General features: G+C 43.8%; 18 protein-coding genes. 3 read left to right on the top strand and 15 right to left on the bottom strand.

The window, feature by feature from the left end; translation table 11 throughout:
• Positions 1–208 precede the first annotated feature (208 nt).
• The 3 genes from dusA to AB4298_RS13360 form a co-directional block, all read right to left on the bottom strand.
• On the bottom strand, positions 209–1,195 hold the full coding sequence (dusA, locus tag AB4298_RS13350) for a tRNA dihydrouridine(20/20a) synthase DusA (protein WP_249000668.1): 987 nt from the start codon (positions 1,193–1,195) through the stop codon (positions 209–211).
• A gap of 221 nt (positions 1,196–1,416) precedes the next feature.
• Complete coding sequence (locus AB4298_RS13355; RefSeq protein WP_371987094.1) at positions 1,417–2,364, bottom strand: LysR family transcriptional regulator; 948 nt, start codon at positions 2,362–2,364, stop codon at positions 1,417–1,419.
• Positions 2,348–3,325, bottom strand: a complete 978-nt coding sequence (locus AB4298_RS13360; protein WP_371987095.1) for a LysR family transcriptional regulator — start codon at positions 3,323–3,325, stop codon at positions 2,348–2,350. The genes AB4298_RS13355 and AB4298_RS13360 overlap by 17 nt, the downstream gene beginning before the upstream one ends.
• A gap of 427 nt (positions 3,326–3,752) precedes the next feature.
• Here AB4298_RS13360 and AB4298_RS13365 point away from each other — a divergent pair, with 427 nt between their 5' ends.
• The gene (locus AB4298_RS13365) at positions 3,753–5,924 is read left to right on the top strand and encodes an OmcA/MtrC family decaheme c-type cytochrome (RefSeq protein ID WP_371987096.1); all 2,172 of its coding nucleotides are present in this window, start codon (positions 3,753–3,755) and stop codon (positions 5,922–5,924) included.
• A 127-nt stretch (positions 5,925–6,051) separates the two neighbouring features.
• Here AB4298_RS13365 and AB4298_RS13370 read toward each other — a convergent pair whose 3' ends face one another.
• The 3 genes from AB4298_RS13370 to dnaB all read right to left on the bottom strand — a co-directional run bounded on the left by AB4298_RS13370 (position 6,052) and on the right by dnaB (position 10,000).
• Positions 6,052–7,311: a BamA/TamA family outer membrane protein gene (locus AB4298_RS13370; RefSeq protein WP_249000664.1), complete on the bottom strand. Its 1,260-nt coding sequence runs from the start codon at positions 7,309–7,311 to the stop codon at positions 6,052–6,054.
• A gap of 111 nt (positions 7,312–7,422) precedes the next feature.
• A complete protein-coding gene (gene alr, locus AB4298_RS13375) occupies positions 7,423–8,499 on the bottom strand; it encodes an alanine racemase (protein WP_249000663.1) in 1,077 nt (358 codons plus the stop codon).
• 94 nt (positions 8,500–8,593) lie between these two features.
• Entirely contained in the window at positions 8,594–10,000 is a 1,407-nt protein-coding gene (gene dnaB, locus AB4298_RS13380; RefSeq protein WP_220765214.1) for a replicative DNA helicase, read from the bottom strand.
• A 123-nt stretch (positions 10,001–10,123) separates the two neighbouring features.
• Between dnaB and AB4298_RS13385 the strand changes: the two genes are divergently transcribed.
• On the top strand, positions 10,124–12,343 hold the full coding sequence (locus AB4298_RS13385; RefSeq protein WP_371987097.1) for a S46 family peptidase: 2,220 nt from the start codon (positions 10,124–10,126) through the stop codon (positions 12,341–12,343).
• Positions 12,344–12,620: 277 nt separating this feature from the next.
• Here the strand turns inward: AB4298_RS13385 and rplI are convergent, their stop codons facing one another.
• Genes rplI through rpsF form a run of 4 tightly spaced genes read right to left on the bottom strand, consistent with a single transcriptional unit; the run spans position 12,621 to position 14,065 of the window.
• A complete protein-coding gene (gene rplI, locus AB4298_RS13390; protein ID WP_371987098.1) occupies positions 12,621–13,073 on the bottom strand; it encodes a 50S ribosomal protein L9 in 453 nt (150 codons plus the stop codon).
• Between the two features lie 27 nt (positions 13,074–13,100).
• The gene (gene rpsR / locus AB4298_RS13395) at positions 13,101–13,328 is read right to left on the bottom strand and encodes a 30S ribosomal protein S18 (RefSeq protein ID WP_005497284.1); all 228 of its coding nucleotides are present in this window, start codon (positions 13,326–13,328) and stop codon (positions 13,101–13,103) included.
• Positions 13,329–13,339: 11 nt separating this feature from the next.
• Positions 13,340–13,645 (bottom strand): primosomal replication protein N, encoded by a 306-nt coding sequence (priB, locus tag AB4298_RS13400; protein WP_371987100.1) that lies wholly within the window; start codon positions 13,643–13,645, stop codon positions 13,340–13,342.
• A gap of 6 nt (positions 13,646–13,651) precedes the next feature.
• A complete protein-coding gene (gene rpsF / locus AB4298_RS13405) occupies positions 13,652–14,065 on the bottom strand; it encodes a 30S ribosomal protein S6 (RefSeq protein WP_220765217.1) in 414 nt (137 codons plus the stop codon).
• A 322-nt stretch (positions 14,066–14,387) separates the two neighbouring features.
• On the opposite strand from rpsF, the gene AB4298_RS13410 reads away from it, so the two are divergent.
• Complete coding sequence (locus tag AB4298_RS13410) at positions 14,388–15,131, top strand: DUF481 domain-containing protein (protein WP_249000661.1); 744 nt, start codon at positions 14,388–14,390, stop codon at positions 15,129–15,131.
• 81 nt (positions 15,132–15,212) lie between these two features.
• Here the strand turns inward: AB4298_RS13410 and AB4298_RS13415 are convergent, their stop codons facing one another.
• From AB4298_RS13415 to AB4298_RS13435, 5 genes are all read right to left on the bottom strand, one after another.
• Positions 15,213–17,300, bottom strand: coding sequence for a prolyl oligopeptidase family serine peptidase (locus AB4298_RS13415; protein WP_371987102.1), 2,088 nt, complete (start codon positions 17,298–17,300; stop codon positions 15,213–15,215).
• Positions 17,301–17,546: 246 nt separating this feature from the next.
• Positions 17,547–18,287, bottom strand: a complete 741-nt coding sequence (rlmB, locus tag AB4298_RS13420; protein ID WP_249000659.1) for a 23S rRNA (guanosine(2251)-2'-O)-methyltransferase RlmB — start codon at positions 18,285–18,287, stop codon at positions 17,547–17,549.
• Positions 18,288–20,780 carry a ribonuclease R gene (gene rnr, locus AB4298_RS13425; protein WP_249000658.1) on the bottom strand — a complete coding sequence of 831 codons (2,493 nt, stop codon included), beginning with the start codon at positions 20,778–20,780 and terminating at the stop codon, positions 18,288–18,290.
• Positions 20,781–20,820: 40 nt separating this feature from the next.
• The gene (locus tag AB4298_RS13430; protein ID WP_249000657.1) at positions 20,821–21,444 is read right to left on the bottom strand and encodes a tetratricopeptide repeat protein; all 624 of its coding nucleotides are present in this window, start codon (positions 21,442–21,444) and stop codon (positions 20,821–20,823) included.
• 183 nt (positions 21,445–21,627) lie between these two features.
• Positions 21,628–22,923, bottom strand: coding sequence for an adenylosuccinate synthase (locus AB4298_RS13435; RefSeq protein ID WP_249000656.1), 1,296 nt, complete (start codon positions 22,921–22,923; stop codon positions 21,628–21,630).
• Positions 22,924–23,562 lie beyond the last annotated feature (639 nt).

Raw genomic sequence — 23,562 nt, forward strand, 5'->3', positions numbered from 1 at the left:
GGTTCTTAATTACACATTTCTTAATTACATATAGGTTAATACAAGCAGCGTGCCAACTTTGAATGTAAACTGTAACTAGCTAAAAATATTAAATAAAAAACAAAAAGTGGAGAGATTTTAGAGTGGAATTAAATTGAAGGATATTTGAACAACAAGAGATAGTAGTGAAACTCACCAAGCACTGGTGAATTTCACTAAATGGAGCAGATTACAAGCTAACGATATCGTCCATCGCTGCACGAGCTTGAGTGATAACCTCTATACCAGCGCCTTGTTTATGCGCATTTTCGCTGATATAGCGGCGCCATATACGTGAGCCAACCTCACCTTGATAAAGGCCGATAATATGGCGAGAGATATGATTAAGGCGACCACCTTGCTTCAGGTGAGCCTCAATATAAGGTAACAACTTTTCTAGCACTTCATCACGGCTAAGAATGGGTGCATCAATGCCACACAACTGCTGATCTACCTCAGCGATAATATAGGGATTTTGATAAGCTTCACGCCCAACCATCACACCATCAAGCTGCTGCAAGTGTGTTTTACATTCGTCCAGCGTCTTTACGCCACCGTTAATTGAAATGTTTAGCCCAGGGTAATCACGCTTAAGCTGATATACACGTTCATAATCTAGCGGTGGGATCTCACGGTTTTCTTTCGGACTCAAACCTTGCAGCCATGCTTTACGGGCATGAATAGTAAATTCTTCACAACCTGCAGCATGGACAGTATCAATAAGCTGAGTCAAAAACTCATAGCTATCTTGCTCATCGATGCCAATACGTGTTTTTACAGTAACAGGGATATCAACCACCTGCTTCATCGCAGAGACACACTCAGCGACTAACTCAGGCTCAGCCATTAAGCATGCACCAAAGCGGCCGTTTTGTACTCGATCTGATGGACAACCTACGTTTAAGTTAACCTCATCATAACCACGCTCAGCAGCTAACTTGGCACAAGCCGCTAAATCAGTCGGGTTAGATCCGCCAAGTTGTAATGCTAATGGATGCTCTTCTTGATTATAAGCAAGGTAATCACCACGACCATGCAAAATCGCACCGGTAGTGACCATCTCTGTATATAACAATGTTTGCGAAGACATTAGGCGGGCAAAATAGCGATAATGCCTATCGGTCCAATCCAGCATGGGTGCGATTGAGAATGTGCGATTGATTGGTCTTACTGACATAAACTAATTATCCAACTTAAAATAAAGACAAATTCGCCCGTTGCGTAACTGTCTATTTGAAAAATGCCTGACTCTTTACCTAAGCCTTTCAAAAAGGCTGGCTATATCTTTACGAAAGGAAGATAAAATCGGCGAAGTGCAATAATCGCGCATTATAGCACTACATCAGGTGAGAGTAGAAAGCCTTGGAGTACTGTTTAGTTCTAGAGCTAATCGCTACCCTACTTGTGAGCCTTAATAATATAAGACTCTAAGCTTTGTTGCAGCCACAAAGGCGCTAGCACTTTGCCATCTAATGAGCGCTTTAGCCACAAGTAAACGGTAGGATGAGAAAATCCTTGCAGCAAGCATTTGTCCTCTGCGTATTCCATCTTTCTGGCGCATAAGCCTGTTATGTTAGTTAGAAAATCCACTGCGCCTTGCACGCCAACTATCATCAAAGCATCGGAATTTAACAAGCTGCTCGCTGCACTGCCTAAATCGGGGGCGGTTGCGTAAATCTGCATTGGCTTGCCTTGTGCCAAAGCATAAACGCCAATAGGCGACTTATTGGCAGGGAATGGCATAGTCACGAGTTTTACCACTGGGTATTCAATCATGTGGTTGATACTCGGGTCTTGCCAAATAGGGTGCCCTTCACGAGCAATCAGGTGCCCGCCTCGGTGTTGAATAATTGATTTTGATAACAGCTCTTTTCTAGTCGAATGCTGAAAACAAATAACCGCATCAATATCACCATCAATTAACTGCTGCTCACTCGCGTCTGACCAAGCTTGAGTTGAAATAGCAATATTAGGATTAATACTGTTGCGTGCCTCTAGAATAACTTGCTGTGCTAATCCTATTTCTAACTGAGGAACAGTACTGATAACCATTGAGGAGTCCGGTATATTAAAGTTATCTAGCGCATCACTCTCAATAGCATTCATACACGACAGGATCTCAGAAAAACCATCATATAAAACGTGAGTGAGCTCTGTTGCAACCAGCTTATTATTTTTACGGACAAACAATGGGTCATCAAATACATCCCTCAACCCATTCAATGCTCGACTCACTTTAGGCTGAGATAAACCTAAACTGGTAGCGGCATCTGTAGTGCTATTTTTAAGATATAGCTGACAGAAGATTTCAATGCTGCTTAAGTTGATACTAGATAACTTTTTCATTGTGACCTCCTGCTCTAGCGATCACATTGGCCTTAATATATTGCTGGATTTGATCTCCGACCCAATCAGGATAGCTTCTATCATTGCGCATTTGAGTTAAATAGTAATGATTCTGTCCACTGCGCTGATTTATCTGTGAACTCAAGTCATCAGTTAATTTTACTGCAGCGATATTGCCACGCTGGCAAAGAAACTTAATCGCATCATTATGATTGAGCAATGCCACTGCATCACTCTGCTCCAGCTCAAGCATCAAGTCAGCCAGAAAACACACCTTCAGCACCATATCTAAACTACGTTGCGTATCTAAGGCGTAAGATGCTAATGGGTCGACAACATCGTAAAGTTCATTGCTTGAAAAACTGATGTAGGGATATGCACATATTTCGGCAATACCTATAGATTCATCGCCATCGAATAAAGGGTGTTCACACCTTGCTACTAGCACATAGGCATCTGAATGTGTGATTAAATTAGATGATATCTGCTCAGTATTATATGCGCTGCAAGTGACAGCGATATCAACATGTTGCTGCTTCAATAAATCAACAGTATTGCTGCTACAAGATTTTAAATGAAAGAGAAAGCTTTGCTCTTGCTCAAGTGCAGTTTGCTGCAAAGCATGCAGTAGATTTAATGATAAAGAAGAAGGACAAGCGATCACCAGTTCCCTTTTTCGTTCTGGCTGGCTATACGTATCGGCTTGCTCACACAATTTAGCTAACTCAACAATACGCTTCATTTTAGGATAAATATCGTCGGCTAATTCGCTTCTTTCAAAGCCTTGTTGCTTACGCACAAACAGCGATGCGTTTAGCGAATGTCGCAACGATTTTAAGCTGCGACTGACTTTAGAGCTAGGCACGCCTAGGTTTTGGCTTACCGTAGTTGCATTGAGTGATTCATACAAGAGCACAAATACTTGGATATCGAACAGGTTATTAGCACTTAACTTATTCATTTTCCCTCAAATAATACTCCTACAACTTCTTAAACTATTAGTAAATAATCTAACCCAATCTTTAGAGCTTAGGTACCGACCACCTCTATTTTCGTGAGCCGTATATTAGCCATTACTCAGTACTGTGACTTAAGCACTGTATTTAAAACGACCAGCAGTTCTCTTTTTCAGATTTGCAAAATTTGAAATTTACATTTCCAGCAATTAAAAACAACAAGATACAACTACAAATCACGAAAACAAAAACACTAAACACTAACCGAACCCTCTAAAGCCACATATACAAGTAAACCTAAAGCTCAATACGGCAGATACCACTAAATAAGCACACCATAACAAAGGTGATCAACCTCATATCAACATAAAAGTAAGCTCAATAACATTTAGGTAACCAAGAATGGTTATCTTTAAGGAACGCATGATGATAATGAGAAGAAAAACATCGTTAGCCCTATTGATTAGCTCTGCAATACTAATCTCTGGGTGTTCAGATGGTGATGATGGGAAAAATGGTGAAGATGGTAAGCCAGGTGGAGATGGTGATCCTGGTACTTCAGGTTTACATATTGATATGGCAAATGAAGCCATTGCTAATATAAAAAATGCAAACTATGCCGACGGTACTATTACAGTCGATTTTGAATTAGAAAATAAACAAGGCGTGGGTCTACATGGCTTAAGCGCAGAAAATGAATATCATGACTTCCGCTTCTCTTTGGCACAGCTCAAAACAGCTCAAGACTCTGAACTAAAACAGTGGATTTCACTGCTCAACGAAGCCACTAATGACGCTGGTACCACCTTTGAGCAAGGTTTTGAACAAATTAAAAATTGTACAGAATGCTTAGTTGACCATAAAGATGGCACTTACACTTATACTTTCAGCACTAACTTAACCACTGCAACCGACCCTGCAGGAGTCGTTTTTGACCCAGCTTTAACTCAACGCATTGCCATTGAAATGCAATTTGAATATGCCTCTGGCCATGAGCTTGCAGAAAACGCACATTACGATTGGATCCCTGCAACAAATTCTACCGAAGGACTTGAGACACGAGAGCTAGTGACATTAGAAACGTGTTATACCTGCCACCAGCCTGATAGCCTTAAAGCACACGGCGGACGCCGTTTAGATATGGAAAACTGTCAGTCATGCCATAACGGTATAGTGACTGATCCGAATGCCGTATCTGTAGAGCTCGGACACATGGTGCACGCTATTCACATGGGACCAAACCGCGAAGGAAAAGATGCTGAGGGTAATGTCGTGCCTATGCCTTATACCATCGCTGGCTACGGCGGCGATCACGCGTTCGACTATCCAGCATTCCCAACTAAGCCATTTATGGATTGTGCAACTTGCCACGTTGAAGATGAAACATTAGCGGACAAAGACCTATGGCTAGCAAATGCTAACGCTAATGCCTGCTCGGGTTGCCATACCGACTCACCTGCACAACATAAGTCAGATAAAAATCCAGCGTTAAGCTGCACTGATTGCCACAGCGCTGCTGTGCATACTGATCATAAGAAGCCTTATGAAGCTGCTGAAACTTACACAGTTGAAGTCAGTAAAGTCAGCATCTCTCCAGCAAATGAAATCCAGTTCGAAGCTAAAATTATGGATGCCAACGGTGAACTTGTTGCCAAAGATGAAGTTTACAAGCAAGGCTACAGCAAACCATATATGGTCGTGAGCTGGGACGTTGAAAAAGACTATCCTGATTACAACCAATCACCTTACAGTGAGCGCCGTATTGACTTAAAAGACGACACCAAAGCCACTTGGAATCCAGATAATACTGTTAGTGTTGTAGCTAGCATGAACTTCCCAAGCGATATTACTTCTCGCTCTTTAGAAGTTCTACCTGTGCTTAAGGTCTGTTTTGAGGAAAGCAGCGCTATTCGCACCTCATGTGATGCTGATAATGCTTATCCCGCTTATGTACAAACCGACGCTTATCGCACTGTGCTCAGCGACGCTGATGCAGTGGTTGCAGATAGACGCGCTATCGTTGATGAAGCGACATGTTTTAGCTGTCACAGCAAAGAGTTCTACCATGACTCAAACGGCGTGAATTGTATTGCTTGCCATACTAACGACAAGAGCCTCAAAGGTAATGGCGAGGCAGACAATGGCGTTGCATTACTAAAATCGACTAGCTTTATGTACAAAGCACACAAAGCTGAGGGTCACGACAATGGCCACGGTGGCAGCGGTACAATCCTTAAAACAGATTGTACGACCTGTCACTCTGCAGTCGAAGGTTGGAGCGGTAAAGATTATGGCTTCGAACTTGGTCGCAACGCAGGTCAAGCTCACGCGATACCTAGCACCCAAAAACCTGCCGCCGATGAAGTGGTTGAAACTTGGTATGCCTCTTCAGATGTTGCCGCATGTATGAGCTGTCACCAGAAGTACATGTCAGATGCTGCTATGTCACATATGAGAAGCAACGGCGGTTACTTTGGCGCTAATAAAGATGCAGAGCATATGGTAGATGTCAATGACGCAGGTAATGCTAAGGATGCTAAAGAAGCTTGTGCGACCTGCCATAGTCCAGAGAAAGTCATGGAGCATCACGGTTTTAGCTTATAACTTGTAATGTAAGAAATTGAGGTGGTAATTAGTCCCTAACACCTCAATAAGTTCCATCCCCTGCAAAAGTCAAAGGCACCGAAAGGTGCCTTTTTTTACGACTTAAAAAGCCTAACTAAAGCTTGAACTAAAATGGTTGATTCACCATGATCCAGAACTGATTAGACTCTTCACTAAAGGCAAGTTCAGCACGTACAACTATGCTTTCAACTTCAAAGCGCGCACCAATACCTGCTGACCACTTAAGTTCATCGTGCAGCGCACTTGCGCTAAACTCGTCGCTAACTTGGCCGGCTTCTGCAAACGCAACCCACTGCCACCAAGGAATGTCGTATAAGTTAAATACCGGCCATTCTTGCAATGGTTGCCATCTAGGTTGAACTCGATACTCTGCGCTATACAGCACAGCTGAACGCCCAGTGAAACGCTTGCTGGTATAACCGCGAAGACGCTCGAAGCCACCTAAACTGACACCTGCAAAACTGGGTGGACGATGAACATCACCGTTTGAATCAGAAGTCCAAGTTGGGGTATCTGCTAAGTAAAAATTAAACGCCATAATTTGCTGGCCGAACCAATCGTTAGAATCTATCGATACAAAGGCACTTTGTTCAAATTCCCAGGTAGTCCAGCTATTGCGTGAACCGCTGCCAAAATCGCGGGTCATTTTAAAGTTGGTTTGTCCACCTTGAGTGCTGTTTTTACCGTTATCTCGGTTATCCCAATCAAGCTCTACAGCAAGACCTTTTGCCTCTTCAGGCAAGTATTCGTACCCTTCCAACTCACGACTTTGAGTAAATGGGCTAAATTTAACGCTGGTTACACCAGATTCAAGTGGATTCCAGCTAATCTCGCCACGCGCACGGCCAAGACTGCGCACAGCACCTTGGCTACCACGGCCAATAGGCAAAATATACTTAGCATGTAACTTGGTATAAGACTCATCACCTAACGCGATAACACGCTCTGTGTCGCCATACACATCAGCTTGGCCCGGTACGTAATACACGCCTTCTTTATAACGAGCTTGGTAGGTTTCAGCTGAAAATAGCCATTGGTCGATACTTGGGACTTTATAGTCGTTAAATCTTAAATAGCTAATCCAACTACCATTGGTACTGTAAACGCCGATCCCTAAAATAGAAGACTGAATTTGTCCGGCATGCTTTAGTACGCCGGCGGCGCCAAAAGCTGTACTTAGGCTTTCAGTTGAAAACGCAAACGGCACTGCAACAAATTCAGATTCATAATCAGGTAATTGGTTATCGTTGGTTTTTTTCTGCTTGTTAGCGCTAGATTCAACAGACTCAATGATAACTTGCTCTTCAGCGGATGGTTGACCGTCTAAGCTCTCAGTTGCTGATGCAGCACTCGCATAAGGAGACATTAAGCCCAAAGCGAAAAGTATAGTTAAAGGATTTGTTTTCAATTTAAGACATCTTCTACTGCAACGGGCGTCCTGCCTCAATTTGCAGCATCACATAATTTGATTATTTGCTCAGTCTAGGCAAACTGCGACTCGTGGAGTCAATTTAGTCACAAGCTCGTAGGCGATAGTACCAATATGCTCTGCCACCTCCTCTACTGGAAGGTCCTTCCCCCAAAGCACGGCTTTATCACCAACATTATCAAGCGCGTGGTCACCTAAATCGACTGTTAGCATATCCATCGACACACGACCAACAATGGGTGCTAAACGGCCATTAATTAACACAGGCGTCCCCAAAGGGGCGTTACGAGGGTAGCCATCACCATAACCAATGGCAACCACACCCAACTTAGTATCTTTATCTGCTACCCAGTGACTACCATAGCCCACAGGCTGACCCGCTTTATGCTCGCGTATTGCAATCAGTTGCGACACTAACTCCATTGCAGGAATGAGCCCATGCTTGGTACCAAGATCTCCAACAACTGGTGAGACGCCATAAAGTGCAATACCTGGTCGGATCCAACTTGCTTGGCTTTGCTGCCAAAACAACGCGCCAGCGGAATTCGCTAAGGTGCGCTCGCCAGGTAAGTCTTTGGTTAATTGTTCAAATGTGGCTAATTGGGTTGCGGTGTAGTTATTGTCTGGCTCATCAGCGCAAGCAAAGTGGGTCATCAGATTAATCGGCTTGGCAATGTTTTTACACGCAACTAGGCGCTGGTAAACCTCATGAAATTCATCTGGCACAAATCCTAAGCGGTGCATACCTGAGTCAACTTTCATCCACACGTTAACTGGCTTATCAAGCTCTGCTTGTTCCAGCATCTCGATTTGCGACTCATGGTGCACTACGGTTTCGATATCGTGTTCAACTAGCGTTGCAAGATCTGCCGCGCGGAAGAAACCTTCCAATAAAAGTAGTTTTGCAGTAACGCCACCGACGCGCAGCGCAAGCGCCTCTTCTAAACGCGCTAAGCCAAAACCATCGGCATTATCTAAACATTGAGCGACATTAAGTAAGCCATGGCCATAGCCATTAGCTTTTACCACCGCCATCACTTTACTTGATGGGGCTAATTCATGCAGCCGAGCCAGATTATGCTTCAATGCTTGGCGACTGATCTCTGCTCGTGGGAATGGTTTCACAAGTAACCTTGTTCTATCTAGTCTAAAAATAAGAGCCTCTATGAGGCCCTATTGTATTCAATCACTGTGTAAAATAAGTGAACATGGACAACAATTAATCTTCTTCGAATTGTGGACCAGCATAGTTATCAAAACGCGAGAATTGGCCTTGGAAGGTTAAGCGCACACGCCCAATTGGGCCGTTACGTTGCTTACCAATAATGATTTCAGCGGTACCTTTATCTTCAGAATCGTTGTTATACACTTCATCACGATAAATAAACATGATCAAATCGGCATCCTGCTCAATCGCGCCCGATTCACGCAAATCCGAGTTAACCGGACGTTTATCAGCACGTTGCTCAAGTGAGCGGTTAAGCTGTGATAGTGCAACAACTGGGATTTCCAGCTCTTTCGCCAAGGCTTTAAGTGAGCGTGAAATCTCTGAGATCTCTAAAGTACGGTTATCTTTAAGTGCCGGTACCTGCATCAACTGAAGGTAATCGATCATGATCATCGATAGCCCACCGTATTCACGAGCGATACGTCGTGCTCGACTTCGCACTTCTGTAGGGGTTAAGCCTGAGCCATCATCAATGTACATCTTACCTTGCTCAAGCATAATGCCCATAGTTGATGATACACGTGCCCAATCGTCATCATCTAGCTGACCAGTACGGATTTTGGTTTGATCGACGCGGCCAAGCGAGGCCAACATACGCATCATGATCTGTTCTGAAGGCATCTCCAAGCTGAAAATAAGCACTGGTTTGTCTTCGTGCAGTGCCGCTTGCTCACACAAGTTCATCGCAAAGGTGGTTTTACCCATAGATGGACGCGCCGCTACAATAATCAAGTCACCGGACTGGAAACCCGCGGTCATTTTATCTAAGTCGCCAAAACCACTCGACACACCGGTTACACCACTGGTCGGGTTGTTGTATAGCTCTTCGATTTTATCGACGGTCTTTTCAAGAATCGCTTTAATGCCTTCAGGGCCTTCGTTAGCATTGGCACGCTGCTCAGCAATTTTAAAGACTTTGGTTTCGGCTAAATCAAGCAATTCGCTCGAGTTACGTCCTTCCGGATTAAAACCTGCATCGGCAATCTCGTTAGCCACTTTAATCATGTCACGAACAACCGCACGCTCACGTACAATATTTGCGTACGAGTGGATGTTACCTGCGCTCGGGGTGTTTTTGGCGATTTCACCGATATAAGCAAAGCCACCGACATCTTCAAGCTGATCTTCAAGCTCAAGCTGTTCTGATACAGTAATTAAGTCGATTGGTTGACCCGCACTGATCAAAGATTCCATTGCCGTAAAAATGGTGCCATGGGCACGGGAATAGAAGTCTTCTTTTACGACAGCTTCAGCCACTCTGTCCCAAGCATCAGAGTCCAACATCAAACCACCGAGAACCGATTGCTCAGCTTCAATTGAATGCGGCGGCATCTTCAGCGCGTCCATCTGAAGATCTCTTGGTTTCTCTTTGCCCTTAAAGGCGCGTTGTTGTGACATTAAATCTCCAAAATTCCAACGATTAAGCAAAATGTGGTATAAAACTGGGGTCAAGCAAAGCAGGCATTTAACATCTAACGACCTGCACCTAAAAATAAACTATAACAATATTAAGGAAAGAACATGCGCAATGCATTGATTGCTGCCGTTGCCCTTTCGACAGGGATGCTGCCATCAGCCGTAGCATTGGCCGATGAAGGACAATGGCAACCCTATCAAATGCCATCTATCGCCGATAAGCTCAGCGAACGTGGTATCGATATTCCAGCTAAGCAATTAGCGGACTTAACCAGCTACCCAATGAATGCAGTAGTTGGACTGGGCTATTGTACCGCCAGTTTTGTTTCGCCCCAAGGCTTAGTTGTCACAAACCATCATTGCGCTTACCGTGCTATTCAATATAACAGTAAAAAAGAGCATAACTATCTTGCAGATGGCTTTTTAGCAACCACTAAAGATAAAGAACCAACCGCAGGCCCAAATGAGCGCTTGTATATTACTGAAGCGGTAACCGATGTATCAAAACAAGTTAAAAAAGATATCGGTGAAGATCCGCTAAAGCGTTATGAGAACATTCAAGCTAACCGCAAAGCGCTGATTAAAGAGTGTGAAAGCGATGATAACTATCGCTGCTCAGTAAGAAGTTTCCATAACGGTCTTGAATATTACCTTATCAAGCAGCTTATTATCCGCGATGTACGCTTAGTATACGCGCCACCTGAAAGTGCCGGTGCATTTGGCGGTGATATCGATAACTACGAATACCCGCGTCACTCAGCTGACTTTACCTTCCTGCGTGCCTATGTTGGTAAAGATGGCAAGCCTGCCGCTTATGCCGAAGACAATGTGCCTTACGTGCCTAAAAGCTACTTAAAAGTTAATGCCGACGGGGTTAAAGCAGGTGACGGTGTATTTGTCGCTGGTTACCCTGGGTCAACTAGCCGTTACCGTTTAACCAGTGAGCTTAAGTTTGCTAGTGACTGGTTATATCCAACACTTGCCACACGCTACCAGCTACGTATCGATACAATCGAAGCCATGAGCGCTAACGATAAAGACGTTAAAATCAAATATGCTGGCACGCTAGCGGGCATGGCAAACCGCATGAAAAAATACAACGGTTTGCTAGATGGTTTTAAAGCCACCGATATTACTGGCATTAAACAAAGCCGCGAAGATGACTTCCTCGCTTGGCTAGCAAAAGATGCCGAGTATCAATCATTCCAAGCTCAATTTGATGAACTTGAAACCTTGTTAGTAGAGCAACGTCTGCAGCGCCAGGGTCGCTACTACTTTGAAAATGCTCAAAGTAGTGAATTGCTAGCAACGGCAAATAAGCTTTACCGCTTAGCCAAAGAAAAGCAAAAACCCGATGCAGAGCGCGAAGAAGGTTATCAAGAGCGTGACATGAAGATGTTTAAGGCTCGCCTTAAGCGTTTAGACTCAAGCTTTGCCATTAGCGTTGATAAAACCCTATGGATGCAAGACTTAGAGGCTTATCTCGCTCAAGATAACCGTGTGGCTCAGCTTGATGCCATGCTTAATGAAGGCGATAGCGAAGTCAGCCTAAGTGAAAAACTTGATGCACTATATGCGCTTAGCTCGCTAACGGATAAACAAAAGCGTTTAGCCTGGATGGATGTTGACGCTAACGCATTTGAAACCAGCGCCGATCCTTTCATCCGTCTTGCCGTCGCCCTTTACCCACAAAATATGCAGGCAGAGAAAGACGCTAAGACACTAGCAGGTAAGCTTTCTAAAGCGCGCCCAGACTACATGAAAGCGATAATCGCCTATAACAAAGCTAATGGCTGGCCGGTATATCCAGACGCAAACGGTACACTGCGTATCACCTACGGTATGGTCGATGGTTATCAATCTACGGATGCGCTTTATAAGCAACCTTTTACGCGCTTAGAAGGCATTACCGCTAAGCACACAGGTGTTGAGCCATTTAACGCCCCTGCGAAGCTCTTAGCAGCCATTGAAGCTAAGCGTTATGGCACACATGCCGTTGAAAGCGTATATCAAGATCCTGCATCTTGGTTATGTCGCTTATTCTCATGCTTAGACAAACCTGAAGAGTTTGGATCAGTACCGGTTAACTTCCTATCAAGTGTGGATACCACTGGCGGCAACTCAGGTTCACCAGTGTTTAACGGTAAAGGCGAATTGGTGGGCTTAAACTTCGACTCGACTTACGAAGCCATTACTAAAGACTGGTTCTTCAATCCAACGATTACTCGTGCGGTGCACGTGGATATTCGTTACATCCTATGGATGATGGATGAAGTTGATAACGCGCAAAACCTCATTGAAGAGTTGGATTTAGTGAACAACTAATTTAACTCTCTAATTTGACTCTGCGTCATGCTAAAAGGCATATAAGCTCGTTTATATGCCTTTTTCTTACCTAGGCTTTACATACCCAACAAGACTCGACGCTGCGGTAGCCGTTAACACTGCAGAACGTTATATCGTTATCAGCTGCAAACCCAAAATGACGGCAGTAGCCAAGATAGTGACTATGATTAAATCCGTAAATTACAGGCATAAAAAAACGCCGTATTAATAAATTAATACGGCGTTTCAAATTAAAGCATTTGCTTAGCGCAAATTATTAAGCTTCTGCAACTACAGAAACTTTAACGATTGCTTTAACTTCAGTGTGAACTTGAACTTCAACTTCGAATTCACCAGTAGTGCGGATAGCACCTAGTGGAAGACGAACTTCGCTCTTAGCTAGTTCAACACCAGCAGCTGTAACTGCATCAGCGATATCACGGTTACCAATTGAACCGAATAGCTTGCCTTCGTCACCAGCTTTAGAAGCGATAACAACAGACTCAAGTGCAGAGATTTTCTCAGCGCGTTGAGTAGCAGCAGCTAGGTCAGCAGCTAACTTAGCTTCTAGATCAGCACGACGTGCTTCAAAAACTTCAGTGTTAGCAGCATTAGCAACAACAGCTTTACCTTGTGGTAAAAGGAAGTTACGTGCGTAACCAGATTTTACTGAAACTTGGTCACCCAAGTTGCCTAGGTTAGCGATTTTATCAAGTAAAATAACGTTCATTATATATTCCTCAGAATTAATGCAGTATTACTGATGTAAATCAGTGTACGGCAGTAGAGAAAGATAACGAGCACGCTTGATAGCGCGAGCTAGTTGACGTTGATATTTAGCATTTGTACCAGTGATACGACTAGGAACAATTTTACCACTTTCAGTGATGTAGTTCTTCAAAGTTACGATATCTTTGTAATCGATCTCGGTAACGCCTTCTGCAGTGAAACGGCAGAACTTGCGACGACGGAAATAACGTGCCATGTGACAGTCTCCTAAGTTTTCAATTCGACATTTTCAGCGTGTAAAACCAGACGATTTTGACCATTTCTGCTCTGTTGCAGATTAATGAAGCCTTCGACCTGTATTTCAACGCCGGCTGTTAAGTTTTTTGCAACGCTATTAAAGCGTTCACCACTTAATACAACTTGGATTTGGCAATATACGTTGCGGAGCATTTCTGCTTCATAACGCTGCGATTTGTGTTCCAACATGATTACCGTATGGGCAATACCTGCGGGGCTATCAAACTGCCTAGAACGCGTAATGGTTCCTGTTAATACCAAATTGTTCGTGGTCAAAAAAACTTACTCAGCGTTGTTTTCAGCGCTTTCTTCTACTTCTTCAGCAGCTTCTGCACGTGGTGCACGCTCTTCAGATGAACGACGTGTGTCGCGCTCGTCTTTAGCTTTAGCCATTGGAGATGCTTCAGTGATGGCAGCTTTAGTACGCATAACCATGCTACGCAAAACAGCGTCGTTGAAACGGAAAGCTGTTTCAAGTTCTTCAACCGCTTCTGCAGTAGTCTCTACGTTCAATAGAACATAGTGAGCTTTATGCAATTCGATGATTGGGTAAGCCAATTGACGACGGCCCCAGTCTTCTAAACGGTGGATTTGACCGCCAGCTTGGGTAAGAATACCCGTGTAACGTTCGATCATACCTGGCACTTGTTCACTCTGATCAGGGTGAACTAAAAATACGATTTCATAATGACGCATTTTTTGCTCCTTACGGTTATCTAGCCTCGTTGTTGGCTCAGTCAGACCTAATAGAGGCAAGGAACTAATTAAAGTGACTGAATTAAGCCGCGGAATAGTACATAAACTAACGCAATATTTCAAGTAATTACTTATCCCTTGTTTTTATAGTTCAATTCTTAAGGGGCAACTCCCTAATTAAACAGGATTAAGTTCCTAAAACTCATAGGTTAGAAGCACAAAAGCTAGGCTTATCTAGGTTGCGCACAGGCTGATTCTAGGTATTATGTGGCAAAGATTAAATGACGATATTTGAATCGAAACGACACCAAGAATAAGAATAATGCTAAGAAAATTCACTGTTGTATTTGCGCTATTGTTCCCACAGGCCGCTTTCGCTCTAGTGCCGCCTGATTATCAAGAGCCTCCTAGTGATCTTACCGCTGAAATTGAAGCGGGATTTCAGCTCAATACAGGTAATACAGAATCAAGTAGCTTTAATGGCCGCACTAAGCTGGTTTACGATACTAATGAGACACGTCAAGAAGGCACTATCAAAGCCTACTTTGCCGCTGATGATGAGAAAACAACTGCAGAAAAGTATGACTTACAACTACAGTCAAACTACAAAATAAACGGTGGCTACTTTTTTGGCCGTGGCGATTTCACCTGGGATCAATTTGGTAGTTATACCCGCATATCTACGGTCTCTGGCGGTTATGGTTTCGATGCTGTTAGCACATCAAAAACTAAACTAAGTTTAGAAATCGGTCCCGGTTATCGTTATAACCTGCCAATAGCGACAGACGATGAACCCATCCCTGAAGCTAACAAAGATGTCATCCTACGTACTGCGGCAAAATTTGAGATGAAGTTACAAGAGTATACTAGCCTTAATGCCGATTTAACCGCTGAAACAGGTGAGGATAACAATACCTTGACCTTAGATATGAGCTATAAAAACACCCTATTCCAAGATTGGGCATTTAAAATTGGCGTCAACGTGAAATATACCGAAATCGTCCCTGAAGGCTCTAAGCAGACCGATACCATCACCACCTTCAACTTGCTGTACACCTTTCAATAAAACAAAAAAGCCTGCAACAATTGCAGGCTTTTTAGTTATCGCCTTGTCCCGTCCTGGGATAAGTTTTAAATATTTAAGTGACTACTTCAATTGCTGCATCAAGTAGGCATAAACCATTGAGCCTAACTCTGCAGCTTGATTGTTATCTGCTGCGCCAGCATGTCCGCCTTCGATGTTTTCGTAATACAGAACATCTATTCCCATGCCTTCCATCTTCGCTACCATTTTACGCGCATGAGCCGGATGTACACGGTCATCACGGGTTGAAGTGGTAAAGAAAACTTTTGGATACTGAGTATTAGCTTTTAGATTATGGTACGGCGAAAACGTCTTAATATAGTCCCACTGGGCAGGCACGTCTGGATCACCATATTCACCCATCCAGCTTGCCCCCGCGAGTAACTTGCTATAACGCTTCATATCTAGCAAAGGCACTTGGCAAACAACTGCGTTGTAAAGTTCAGGTCGACGCGTAAATGCAGCGCCCATTAACAGGCCACCGTTACTGCCACCTTGAATGCCCAAATGCTCACTTGAGGTGATTTTTTTAGCAATTAAGTCTTCTGCGATAGCTTCAAAATCTTCATAAGCCTTGTGACGATTTTGCTTCAATGCTGCCTGATGCCAAGCTGGGCCATATTCGCCACCACCACGGATATTAGCCAAAACATACACCCCGCCTTGCTCTAACCAGTTTTTCCCTATGGTTGCCGAGTAATAAGGACGTAGCGAAACCTCAAAGCCACCATAACCATAAAGCAAAGTAGGGCTAGTACCGTCACGCTTTAGATCTTTTGCCATCACCACAAAATAAGGCACTTTAGTGCCATCTTTAGAGGTTGCAAAGTACTGCTTAGTTTCAAACTTATCAGCAGCAAACTGCTGCTTCATGCCTTTCACTTTTTCAGCCTTCATGGTCACAGCATTAAAGCTGTATAAGCTTGAAGGCTCCAAGAAGCTGGTGAAATTAACAAAGAACTCATCGCTGTCACGTTCAACATCAAATACGCTTATGGTGCCATTAGCATCAAACGGTGCTTGCATACTTTTCCATTGGCCATCTTTCGCTTGGGTATAACGTACAAGCTTACCTTTAACATTGTCTAACCAAGTCACTAAAATAGCGCTTTTAGTAAAGCTCACTTGTGAAATAGACGCTGTGGCCGATGGCTCAACTAAAGTGGTAAATGTTGGCTGTTGTGCAATCAATTGCTCAATCGGCGTATAAATGATACTGCCTTGCTTAAACTGCTTAGCGCCTTGCGCTAAGTCGCTTTTTAACTCGACATATAGTTGACCATTAAAGTAGCCCTTTAACTCTGCATCTTTTGGCAAAGGTAGCTGTATCAGTTTGCCATCACGATATACGTAATGATCCGCGGTATAAAACGTTAATGACTCGGTAACGATTTCAAGCGAGTTATCACCATCAAATAATACATAGCCAGATACAGCAACTGAGCTCTGATCACCGCTAAACACAGTTTTAGCGCTCGATAAAGGCGTTCCACGCTGCCACTGTTTTACAATTTTCGGATAGCCAGAATCCGTCATGCTATTGTCACCAAAATCAGTGCCAACAAAGACATTGTTTTTATCGATCCAGCTTAGATTTGATTTTGCTTCCGGTAAGAAAAACGGCTGACTTTGCTCCTCAACAAAAGTGAGTGAATCTAAATCAAACTCACGAGTTTCAGTGGCATCAGCCCCGCCACGAGAGAGTGATACAAAGCAGCGGTCATTTTCTGGGTAGCGACAGTTAAAGCCTTTATAAACCCAGTTTACGCCTTCGTCTTTACCCAGTTTGTCGATATCGAGTACGGTTTGCCACTTAGGAGAAGCCTTCTGGTACTCTTCCATGGTTGTGCGGCGATAGATCCCGCGAACATGAGTTTCATCTTTCCAAAAGTTATACAGATAATCACCAATGCGACTGGCGTAGGGAATGCGCTCTTTGTCGTTAAGGATCGATAAACTATTACTGACTAGACCATCAAACCCTTCATAGGCTTTGATCTCTTTAGCTGAAATAGCGTTTTGCTGTTTAACCCATTCCATCTGCTTTGCCCCTTCGACATCTTCTAGCCAAAGGTAGTTATCCTCTTCTGCGCAAACCGGCGCGGCAGTCATCGCGCCCAGAACACACAAAGATAAAAGTGGATTACGCATGTAAACATCCTGTTATTAGAATTTGTGAGCCTAAATTACTGCATTTAGATAAAAAATTGAATAAGAGATAACGACTAGCGGCTTTAATGGTGTAACAAAGGGTTTCCTTTAGGCTTTCAAAGCCATTGAAACGTCAATGATGGACGCTCAAATAACAGATACAAAAATGCCGATAAGGATTTATCTTATCGGCATTTGTTTTATTACTTGGCGCAGAGCCTAGCGTAGTTATTACACCAACAGGTATTAGGCTAAGCGTTGACGCACAGCTTCAAACAAGCAAACGCCTGTCGCTACCGATACGTTTAAGCTAGAAACGCTACCCGCCATTGGAATAGACACTAAGGTGTCACAGCTTTCACGTGACAAACGGCGCAGACCTTTGCCTTCAGCTCCCATAGCGATAGCTAGCGGGCCTGTTAAGCTCGCTTGGTATAACTCACAATCTGCTTCACCGGCTGCACCAATAATCCAAATGCCTTTTTCTTGTAAGCTACGCATAGTACGAGCAAGGTTAGTCACTTGATATAGTGGCACGACTTCTGCTGCGCCACATGCTACTTTGCTCACTACTGGCGTTAAGCCAACAGAATTATCTTTTGGTACGATAACGCCATGTACACCTGCTGCGTCAGCATTACGTAGGCACGCGCCTAGGTTATGCGGATCTGTCACGCCATCAAGGATAAGCAAGAAAGGCACTTCAGTCTTTTCTAGCATCGCCGATAATTCATTATCGCTAAGAATTTTAGCAGGCTTTACTTTGGCAACCACACCTTGGTGTTGACCGCCATCAGACTTTTCATCCAATGCTTTACGTGAAGCATACTGCACTGACACGCCCCATTCAGCAGCCATTGCAAGGATAGGAGTCAGTCTGGCGTCATCGCGACCTTGAAGTACCCACATCTCAATCACACGCTCAGGGCTGTTTTTAAGCACCGCTTCAATAGCGTGTAGTCCAAAGGTCATATCTTGCTTTTTCATCTATTTCTTACTCGCTTTACGCTTGGCTGACTTAGCTTTACTTGCTGAAGATTTTTTGGCCGAAGCTTTTGTCTTGGTCTTTTTAGCTGCAGCACTGCTGCCGCTCTTATATTTACCGCCGCTCGACTTACCGCCAGAACGACTCTTGCTAGGCTTACGTTTATCCGTTGATTTAGATTCTTCAGAACCTGCTTCAGCGCCTTTGCCTCTTGAAGCTTCACGTCGATTACCAAGCTTGGCACCTTCGCGGTTGACACGCTCACGGGCAGTCATTGGCTTAGTTGGTCTGCGGCGCTTACCACCTGCAGAGTCACCTTCCATCATCAGGTCAATTTGACGATCATCTAGATTTACGCCAGCAACTTTAACAGTAACTGTATCGCCAATTTGATAAACCTGCCCAGATGCCTCACCGACTAAACGCTGGCGCATATTATCATATTGGTAATAATCGCTCCCTAAACTCGAGATATGCACTAGACCATCAATAAACAGGTCATTTAGGCGTACAAACATACCAAAGTGAGTTACTGAAGCAATAACGGCTTCAAAGGTGTCACCCACATGGTCTTGCATAAACTCACATTTTAGCCAGTCGTTTACATCACGAGTTGCTTCATCTGCACGGCGCTCAGTGGTCGAACACTCTTCGCCAAGCAGATCTAGCTCTTCAATCTTATAATTGAAACCGCCATCTGCAGTCCATTGATCCGTTAATGCTGTATTTTCTTGCTTAGCAAGTAAGTAACGAATGACGCGATGCAAAATCAGATCAGGATAACGACGAATTGGCGATGTGAAGTGCGAATACTCTTCTAATGCCAAACCAAAGTGACCTTCATTATCCGGCGTATAAGTTGCTTGGCGCATAGAGCGCAGCAACATCACCTGAATTAGCTCGGCATCTGGCCTATCGGCAATTTGCTCCATTACCGCTTGGTAATCTTTCGGCTCAGGCTCCAGGCCGCCTTCCATCGTTAAGCCGCGTTCTTTAAGGAAATCCTTAAAGTTAGTGAGCTTTTGCTCTGAAGGCGACTCATGCACACGGTATAATACTTCACCTTTGTGCTTTTTAACGAACTTAGCTGACGCTACGTTAGCCAAAATCATACATTCTTCAATGATCTTGTGTGCCTGATTCCGGTTACGCGGCACAATCTTGTCGATCTTACGCTGCTCATTGAAGATAAATTGCGTTTCAGTCGTTTCAAACGCAATCGCACCACGCTCAGCGCGGGTCTCTTCTAATGTCAGGTATAGCGACTGTAATGTCTCTAGATGAGGATAAATAGGCTTTAGCTCCTCGCTCACCTCTCCACCTTCTAGCATGTCAGCAACTTGGGTATAAGTTAAACGCGCATGTGAGTGCATCACTGCAGGGTAAAACTTATAACCCGATAGCTTACCAACGGCTGAAATAGTCATCTCAGCAACCATACATAAGCGATCAACCTTTGGCATTAACGAGCACAGACCATTAGAGATCTTCTCTGGCAGCATAGGGATCACTTGCGATGGGAAATACACTGAGTTACCACGAGCGCGCGCTTCTTTATCAAGCGCAGACTCTGTGCGTACGTAATGACTCACATCAGCAATCGCGACCCATAAACGCCAGCCACCAGACTTTTTCTTTTCAGCATAAACGGCGTCATCGAAGTCGCGCGCATCTTCACCATCAATGGTGACTAATGGCAAATTACGTAAGTCAACGCGACCTTCTTTATCAGCTTCAGTTACTTCGTCTGGAATTTTACGTAGCTTCTTCTCAATTAGACCAGACCAGGTGTGCGGCAGATCGTAGTTGCGCAGCGCAATTTCAATCTCCATACCTGGTGCCATCTCTTTACCAAGCACTTCAGTCACTTTACCGGCAGCCTTTACATAACGGCCTGGTCGACGAGTTAGCTCAAGCACTACGATATCGCCTTGGCGTGCACCTTTGCGATCTTCTTCTGGGACGAGGATCTCTTGAGTAATACGGCGGTCATCGGCAATCACAAAGCCCATGCCTGCATCTAGGTGAAAGCGACCAACTAAAGCAGCACTGCGCTCTTCAACTAAACGTACGATACGTGCTTCACGGCGGCCTTTACGGTCAACGCCTGCTTTTTGTGCTAATACTTTATCACCATGAAAATACATCAACATGTCACGGTTATTGATGTAGAGGTCGTCGCCGCCCTCTTCTAATTTCAGGAAGCCAAAGCCGTCTCGGTGTCCTATAACGGTACCGGTTAACAAGTCCATTCTTTCTGGCAAGCCATAAGATTGACCACGAGTAAAGACTAGCTCACCATCTCGCTCCATGGCGCGTAGGCGACGACGAATAGCTTCTAGCTGCTCTTCACCTTCAATTTTTAAGGCTGTAGCAATATGTTCACGCGTTAATGGTGACTTTTGTGAGCGCAAGTAATCTAAAATATACTCGCGACTTGGGATAGGGTTTTCGTACTTTTCTTGCTCACGCTTAATGTGCGGATCTTGTATCATTCATTTTCCAAATTATTGACATAGCCTCTTCTAGCCATGCTTATTGTGGCGTTCTAAGGTGCTCTTTCTTTGCCCTAGCAACTGCGCTGGGCGGCATCTTTGCCTCTAACACCTTTAACAAATTAATTGCTTCGGCTTGTGTGGCTTCATCGCTAAACACTTCATTGTATAGCCAATGAAAACCCACTTCGTAATCTCGAGGACTACCATAGCCCTCACCAAATAACCGAACCAACATCATGCGAGCAGGTAAATCACCTGTCGCGGCAGCTGGCAATGTATATTGCACAGCGCGTTGTTTATCTTCGATGACAAACTTACCATCGTGGTAATACTCAGCCATTCTAACCATGGCTTCAGCACTCCCCTGCTCTGCAGAGGTTTTTAACATAGCGATCCCACGCGGCGGATTCGCCTTAACGCAGATGCCATAATTGAGCATTTCCGCCCAAAGATACTGATACAAAGGCTGCTTTAGCACCTCAGCCCTTGCTTCAATATCCTGTACTATCTGACAATCGTCGCCTTTCACTTGAGTTAAATAACGTTTACTACGAATTAATTCAACCAACTGCTCCTGAGTATAGACATCAACAGCTTTAGGCATAGCAAAACTTGGTAGAGATAATATAGAAAGAATAGTAATCAATACATAACGCAGCATATAGGTTCTCAATGACAAATAGGGTGAATCAAATATTGTTTAATCATGCAACCTTAAAAGATTACTTGAATATACTCTACTTTATGTCATCGGCAGTATACCGTATTTCTTGAGTACTGCTCGAGCTATGTTGTCACTCACAAAGAAGGCAATAAAAAGGCCGCTAATTGCGGCCTCTTATTATTAACTAAACGGATTCACCAGAATCATGGTCTCGTTTCTATCCGGACCCGTTGAGATAATATCGATTGGTGTTTCTAACAACTCTTCTAGACGCTTAATGTAGTTCATTGCAGCTTGTGGCAATTGCTCTACAGAAGTCGCACCGAAAGTTGATTCACTCCAACCAGGCATAGTTTCAAGAACAGGAGTAACCTGCTCATAACCTTCAGCCGCTAGCGGTGTAGTTGTTGCAACAGTTCCATCTGGATACTGGTAGCCAACACAAATCTTAACTTCTTCTAGGCCGTCAAGAACGTCTAGTTTAGTCAAACAGAAACCGCTTACGCTGTTGATTTGAACCGCACGCTTCATAGCAACGATATCTAACCAACCTGGACGACGCTTACGACCAGTCGTTGCACCGAACTCGTGACCCTTAGTTCCTAAGTAATCACCGATTTCGTTTTTCAATTCCGTTGGGAATGGACCCGCACCAACACGTGTGGTGTAAGCCTTCATGATACCCAAAACGTAATCGAGATGACGTGGACCAAATCCAGAACCTGTTGCAACACCACCGGCAGTAGTATTAGAAGAGGTTACGAAAGGATAAGTACCGTGGTCAATATCTAGTAACGTGCCTTGAGCACCTTCAAATAGAATTGGTTCACCAGCTTTACGTGCCTGATCAAGTAGCTCAGATACGTCAGTACACATGCTCTTCAAGTAATCAGCGATTGCTAGAGCATCTTTCAATGTCTCTTCGTAATCAACTGCTTCGCACTTGTAGTATTCAGTCAGCATGAAGTTGTGGTAAGCCATAACTTCTTTCAGCTTAGTCGCAAACAATTCTGCATCAAACAGATCGCCTACACGTAAACCGCGACGAGAAACTTTATCTTCGTATGCTGGACCAATACCGCGACCAGTTGTGCCAATTGCATTATTGCCACGCGCTTTTTCGCGAGCCATATCAAGAGCACAATGGAATGGTAAGATCAGAGGACATGCTTCAGAAATTAATAAACGTTCCTCTACAGGTACGCCACGCTCTTTAAGCATTTTAATTTCAGTCAACAGAGCGTCAGGTGCTAGCACCACGCCGTTACCAATAATGCACTTTACATTATCGCGTAAGATCCCTGACGGAATAAGATGAAGAACTGTTTTGTCACCATCGATTACTAGAGTATGACCCGCATTGTGGCCACCTTGGTAACGAACGACATATTTAGCCTGTTCGGTAAGAAGATCGACTATCTTACCCTTTCCTTCGTCACCCCATTGGGTGCCGAGAACTACAACGTTTTTGCCCATTATTTGCTGCACGGTAGTGGTTAAAACGGGATTTTAGCAGATCTATGGGGGCGGTAGGCAAGTAATTTATGAAAAAATAATCAACAACATTGTCCCAACAGCGACTAAAGAACCACCTTTAATTTGCAAAAGCTGCTGATTTTGATTGGAAATTTCTTTCAAATAGCTTCACCAACGATTTATAAACAAAAGTGGACCAATTCTTTCAAAAATCCGCTTTATAGCTAACTCCGACATGATTAACTTAAAAGACATAACATTGTGTTCCTTAGTGTGAACAATCTAGTCGATAAAACCCGATAAACACAAATAAGCAGTTTAAAAATACAACATTAATTTCTAAATTTAATAGCAACGATGGGTTCACTAAGAGTACTTTTGGGTAATCAAATTCAAGAGGAATGAGTTATTGCCATCAAACTGGCTTAACACTGGAATAAACAGGGATAACGGCCCACGATAGCGAGCTTTATCACTTGCTCATGAGTTCAATGAGCCCTTCACTCGTTGCAAACAAAATGAGCATACTCCTCCCGATATACATATGACATTCCCACGACACTTAAAGATCAAGCGTGGTGAATTCCATTAATGCCCAACCCTACTAGGTTTGAATATTGGAGTAACATCACTAACATA

The sequence above is a fragment of the Shewanella sp. 10N.261.52.F9 genome (assembly GCF_041471165.1).
GTDB classification, from domain to species: domain Bacteria; phylum Pseudomonadota; class Gammaproteobacteria; order Enterobacterales; family Shewanellaceae; genus Shewanella; species Shewanella marinintestina.

Coding starts and splice junctions, on each gene's coding strand:
- rpsF (WP_220765217.1), bottom strand. CDS start 14,065: ATGCGTCATTATGAAATCGTATTTTTAGTTCACCCTGATCAGAGTGAA.
- rnr (WP_249000658.1), bottom strand. CDS start 20,780: ATGATACAAGATCCGCACATTAAGCGTGAGCAAGAAAAGTACGAAAAC.
- AB4298_RS13415 (WP_371987102.1), bottom strand. CDS start 17,300: ATGCGTAATCCACTTTTATCTTTGTGTGTTCTGGGCGCGATGACTGCC.
- rpsR (WP_005497284.1), bottom strand. CDS start 13,328: ATGGCACGTTATTTCCGTCGTCGCAAGTTCTGCCGTTTCACTGCAGAA.
- AB4298_RS13360 (WP_371987095.1), bottom strand. CDS start 3,325: ATGAATAAGTTAAGTGCTAATAACCTGTTCGATATCCAAGTATTTGTG.
- AB4298_RS13410 (WP_249000661.1), top strand. CDS start 14,388: ATGCTAAGAAAATTCACTGTTGTATTTGCGCTATTGTTCCCACAGGCC.
- AB4298_RS13435 (WP_249000656.1), bottom strand. CDS start 22,923: ATGGGCAAAAACGTTGTAGTTCTCGGCACCCAATGGGGTGACGAAGGA.
- AB4298_RS13385 (WP_371987097.1), top strand. CDS start 10,124: ATGCGCAATGCATTGATTGCTGCCGTTGCCCTTTCGACAGGGATGCTG.
- dusA (WP_249000668.1), bottom strand. CDS start 1,195: ATGTCAGTAAGACCAATCAATCGCACATTCTCAATCGCACCCATGCTG.
- AB4298_RS13355 (WP_371987094.1), bottom strand. CDS start 2,364: ATGAAAAAGTTATCTAGTATCAACTTAAGCAGCATTGAAATCTTCTGT.
- AB4298_RS13430 (WP_249000657.1), bottom strand. CDS start 21,444: ATGCTGCGTTATGTATTGATTACTATTCTTTCTATATTATCTCTACCA.
- AB4298_RS13365 (WP_371987096.1), top strand. CDS start 3,753: ATGAGAAGAAAAACATCGTTAGCCCTATTGATTAGCTCTGCAATACTA.
- AB4298_RS13370 (WP_249000664.1), bottom strand. CDS start 7,311: ATGTCTCCTTATGCGAGTGCTGCATCAGCAACTGAGAGCTTAGACGGT.
- rplI (WP_371987098.1), bottom strand. CDS start 13,073: ATGAACGTTATTTTACTTGATAAAATCGCTAACCTAGGCAACTTGGGT.
- dnaB (WP_220765214.1), bottom strand. CDS start 10,000: ATGTCACAACAACGCGCCTTTAAGGGCAAAGAGAAACCAAGAGATCTT.
- rlmB (WP_249000659.1), bottom strand. CDS start 18,287: ATGAAAAAGCAAGATATGACCTTTGGACTACACGCTATTGAAGCGGTG.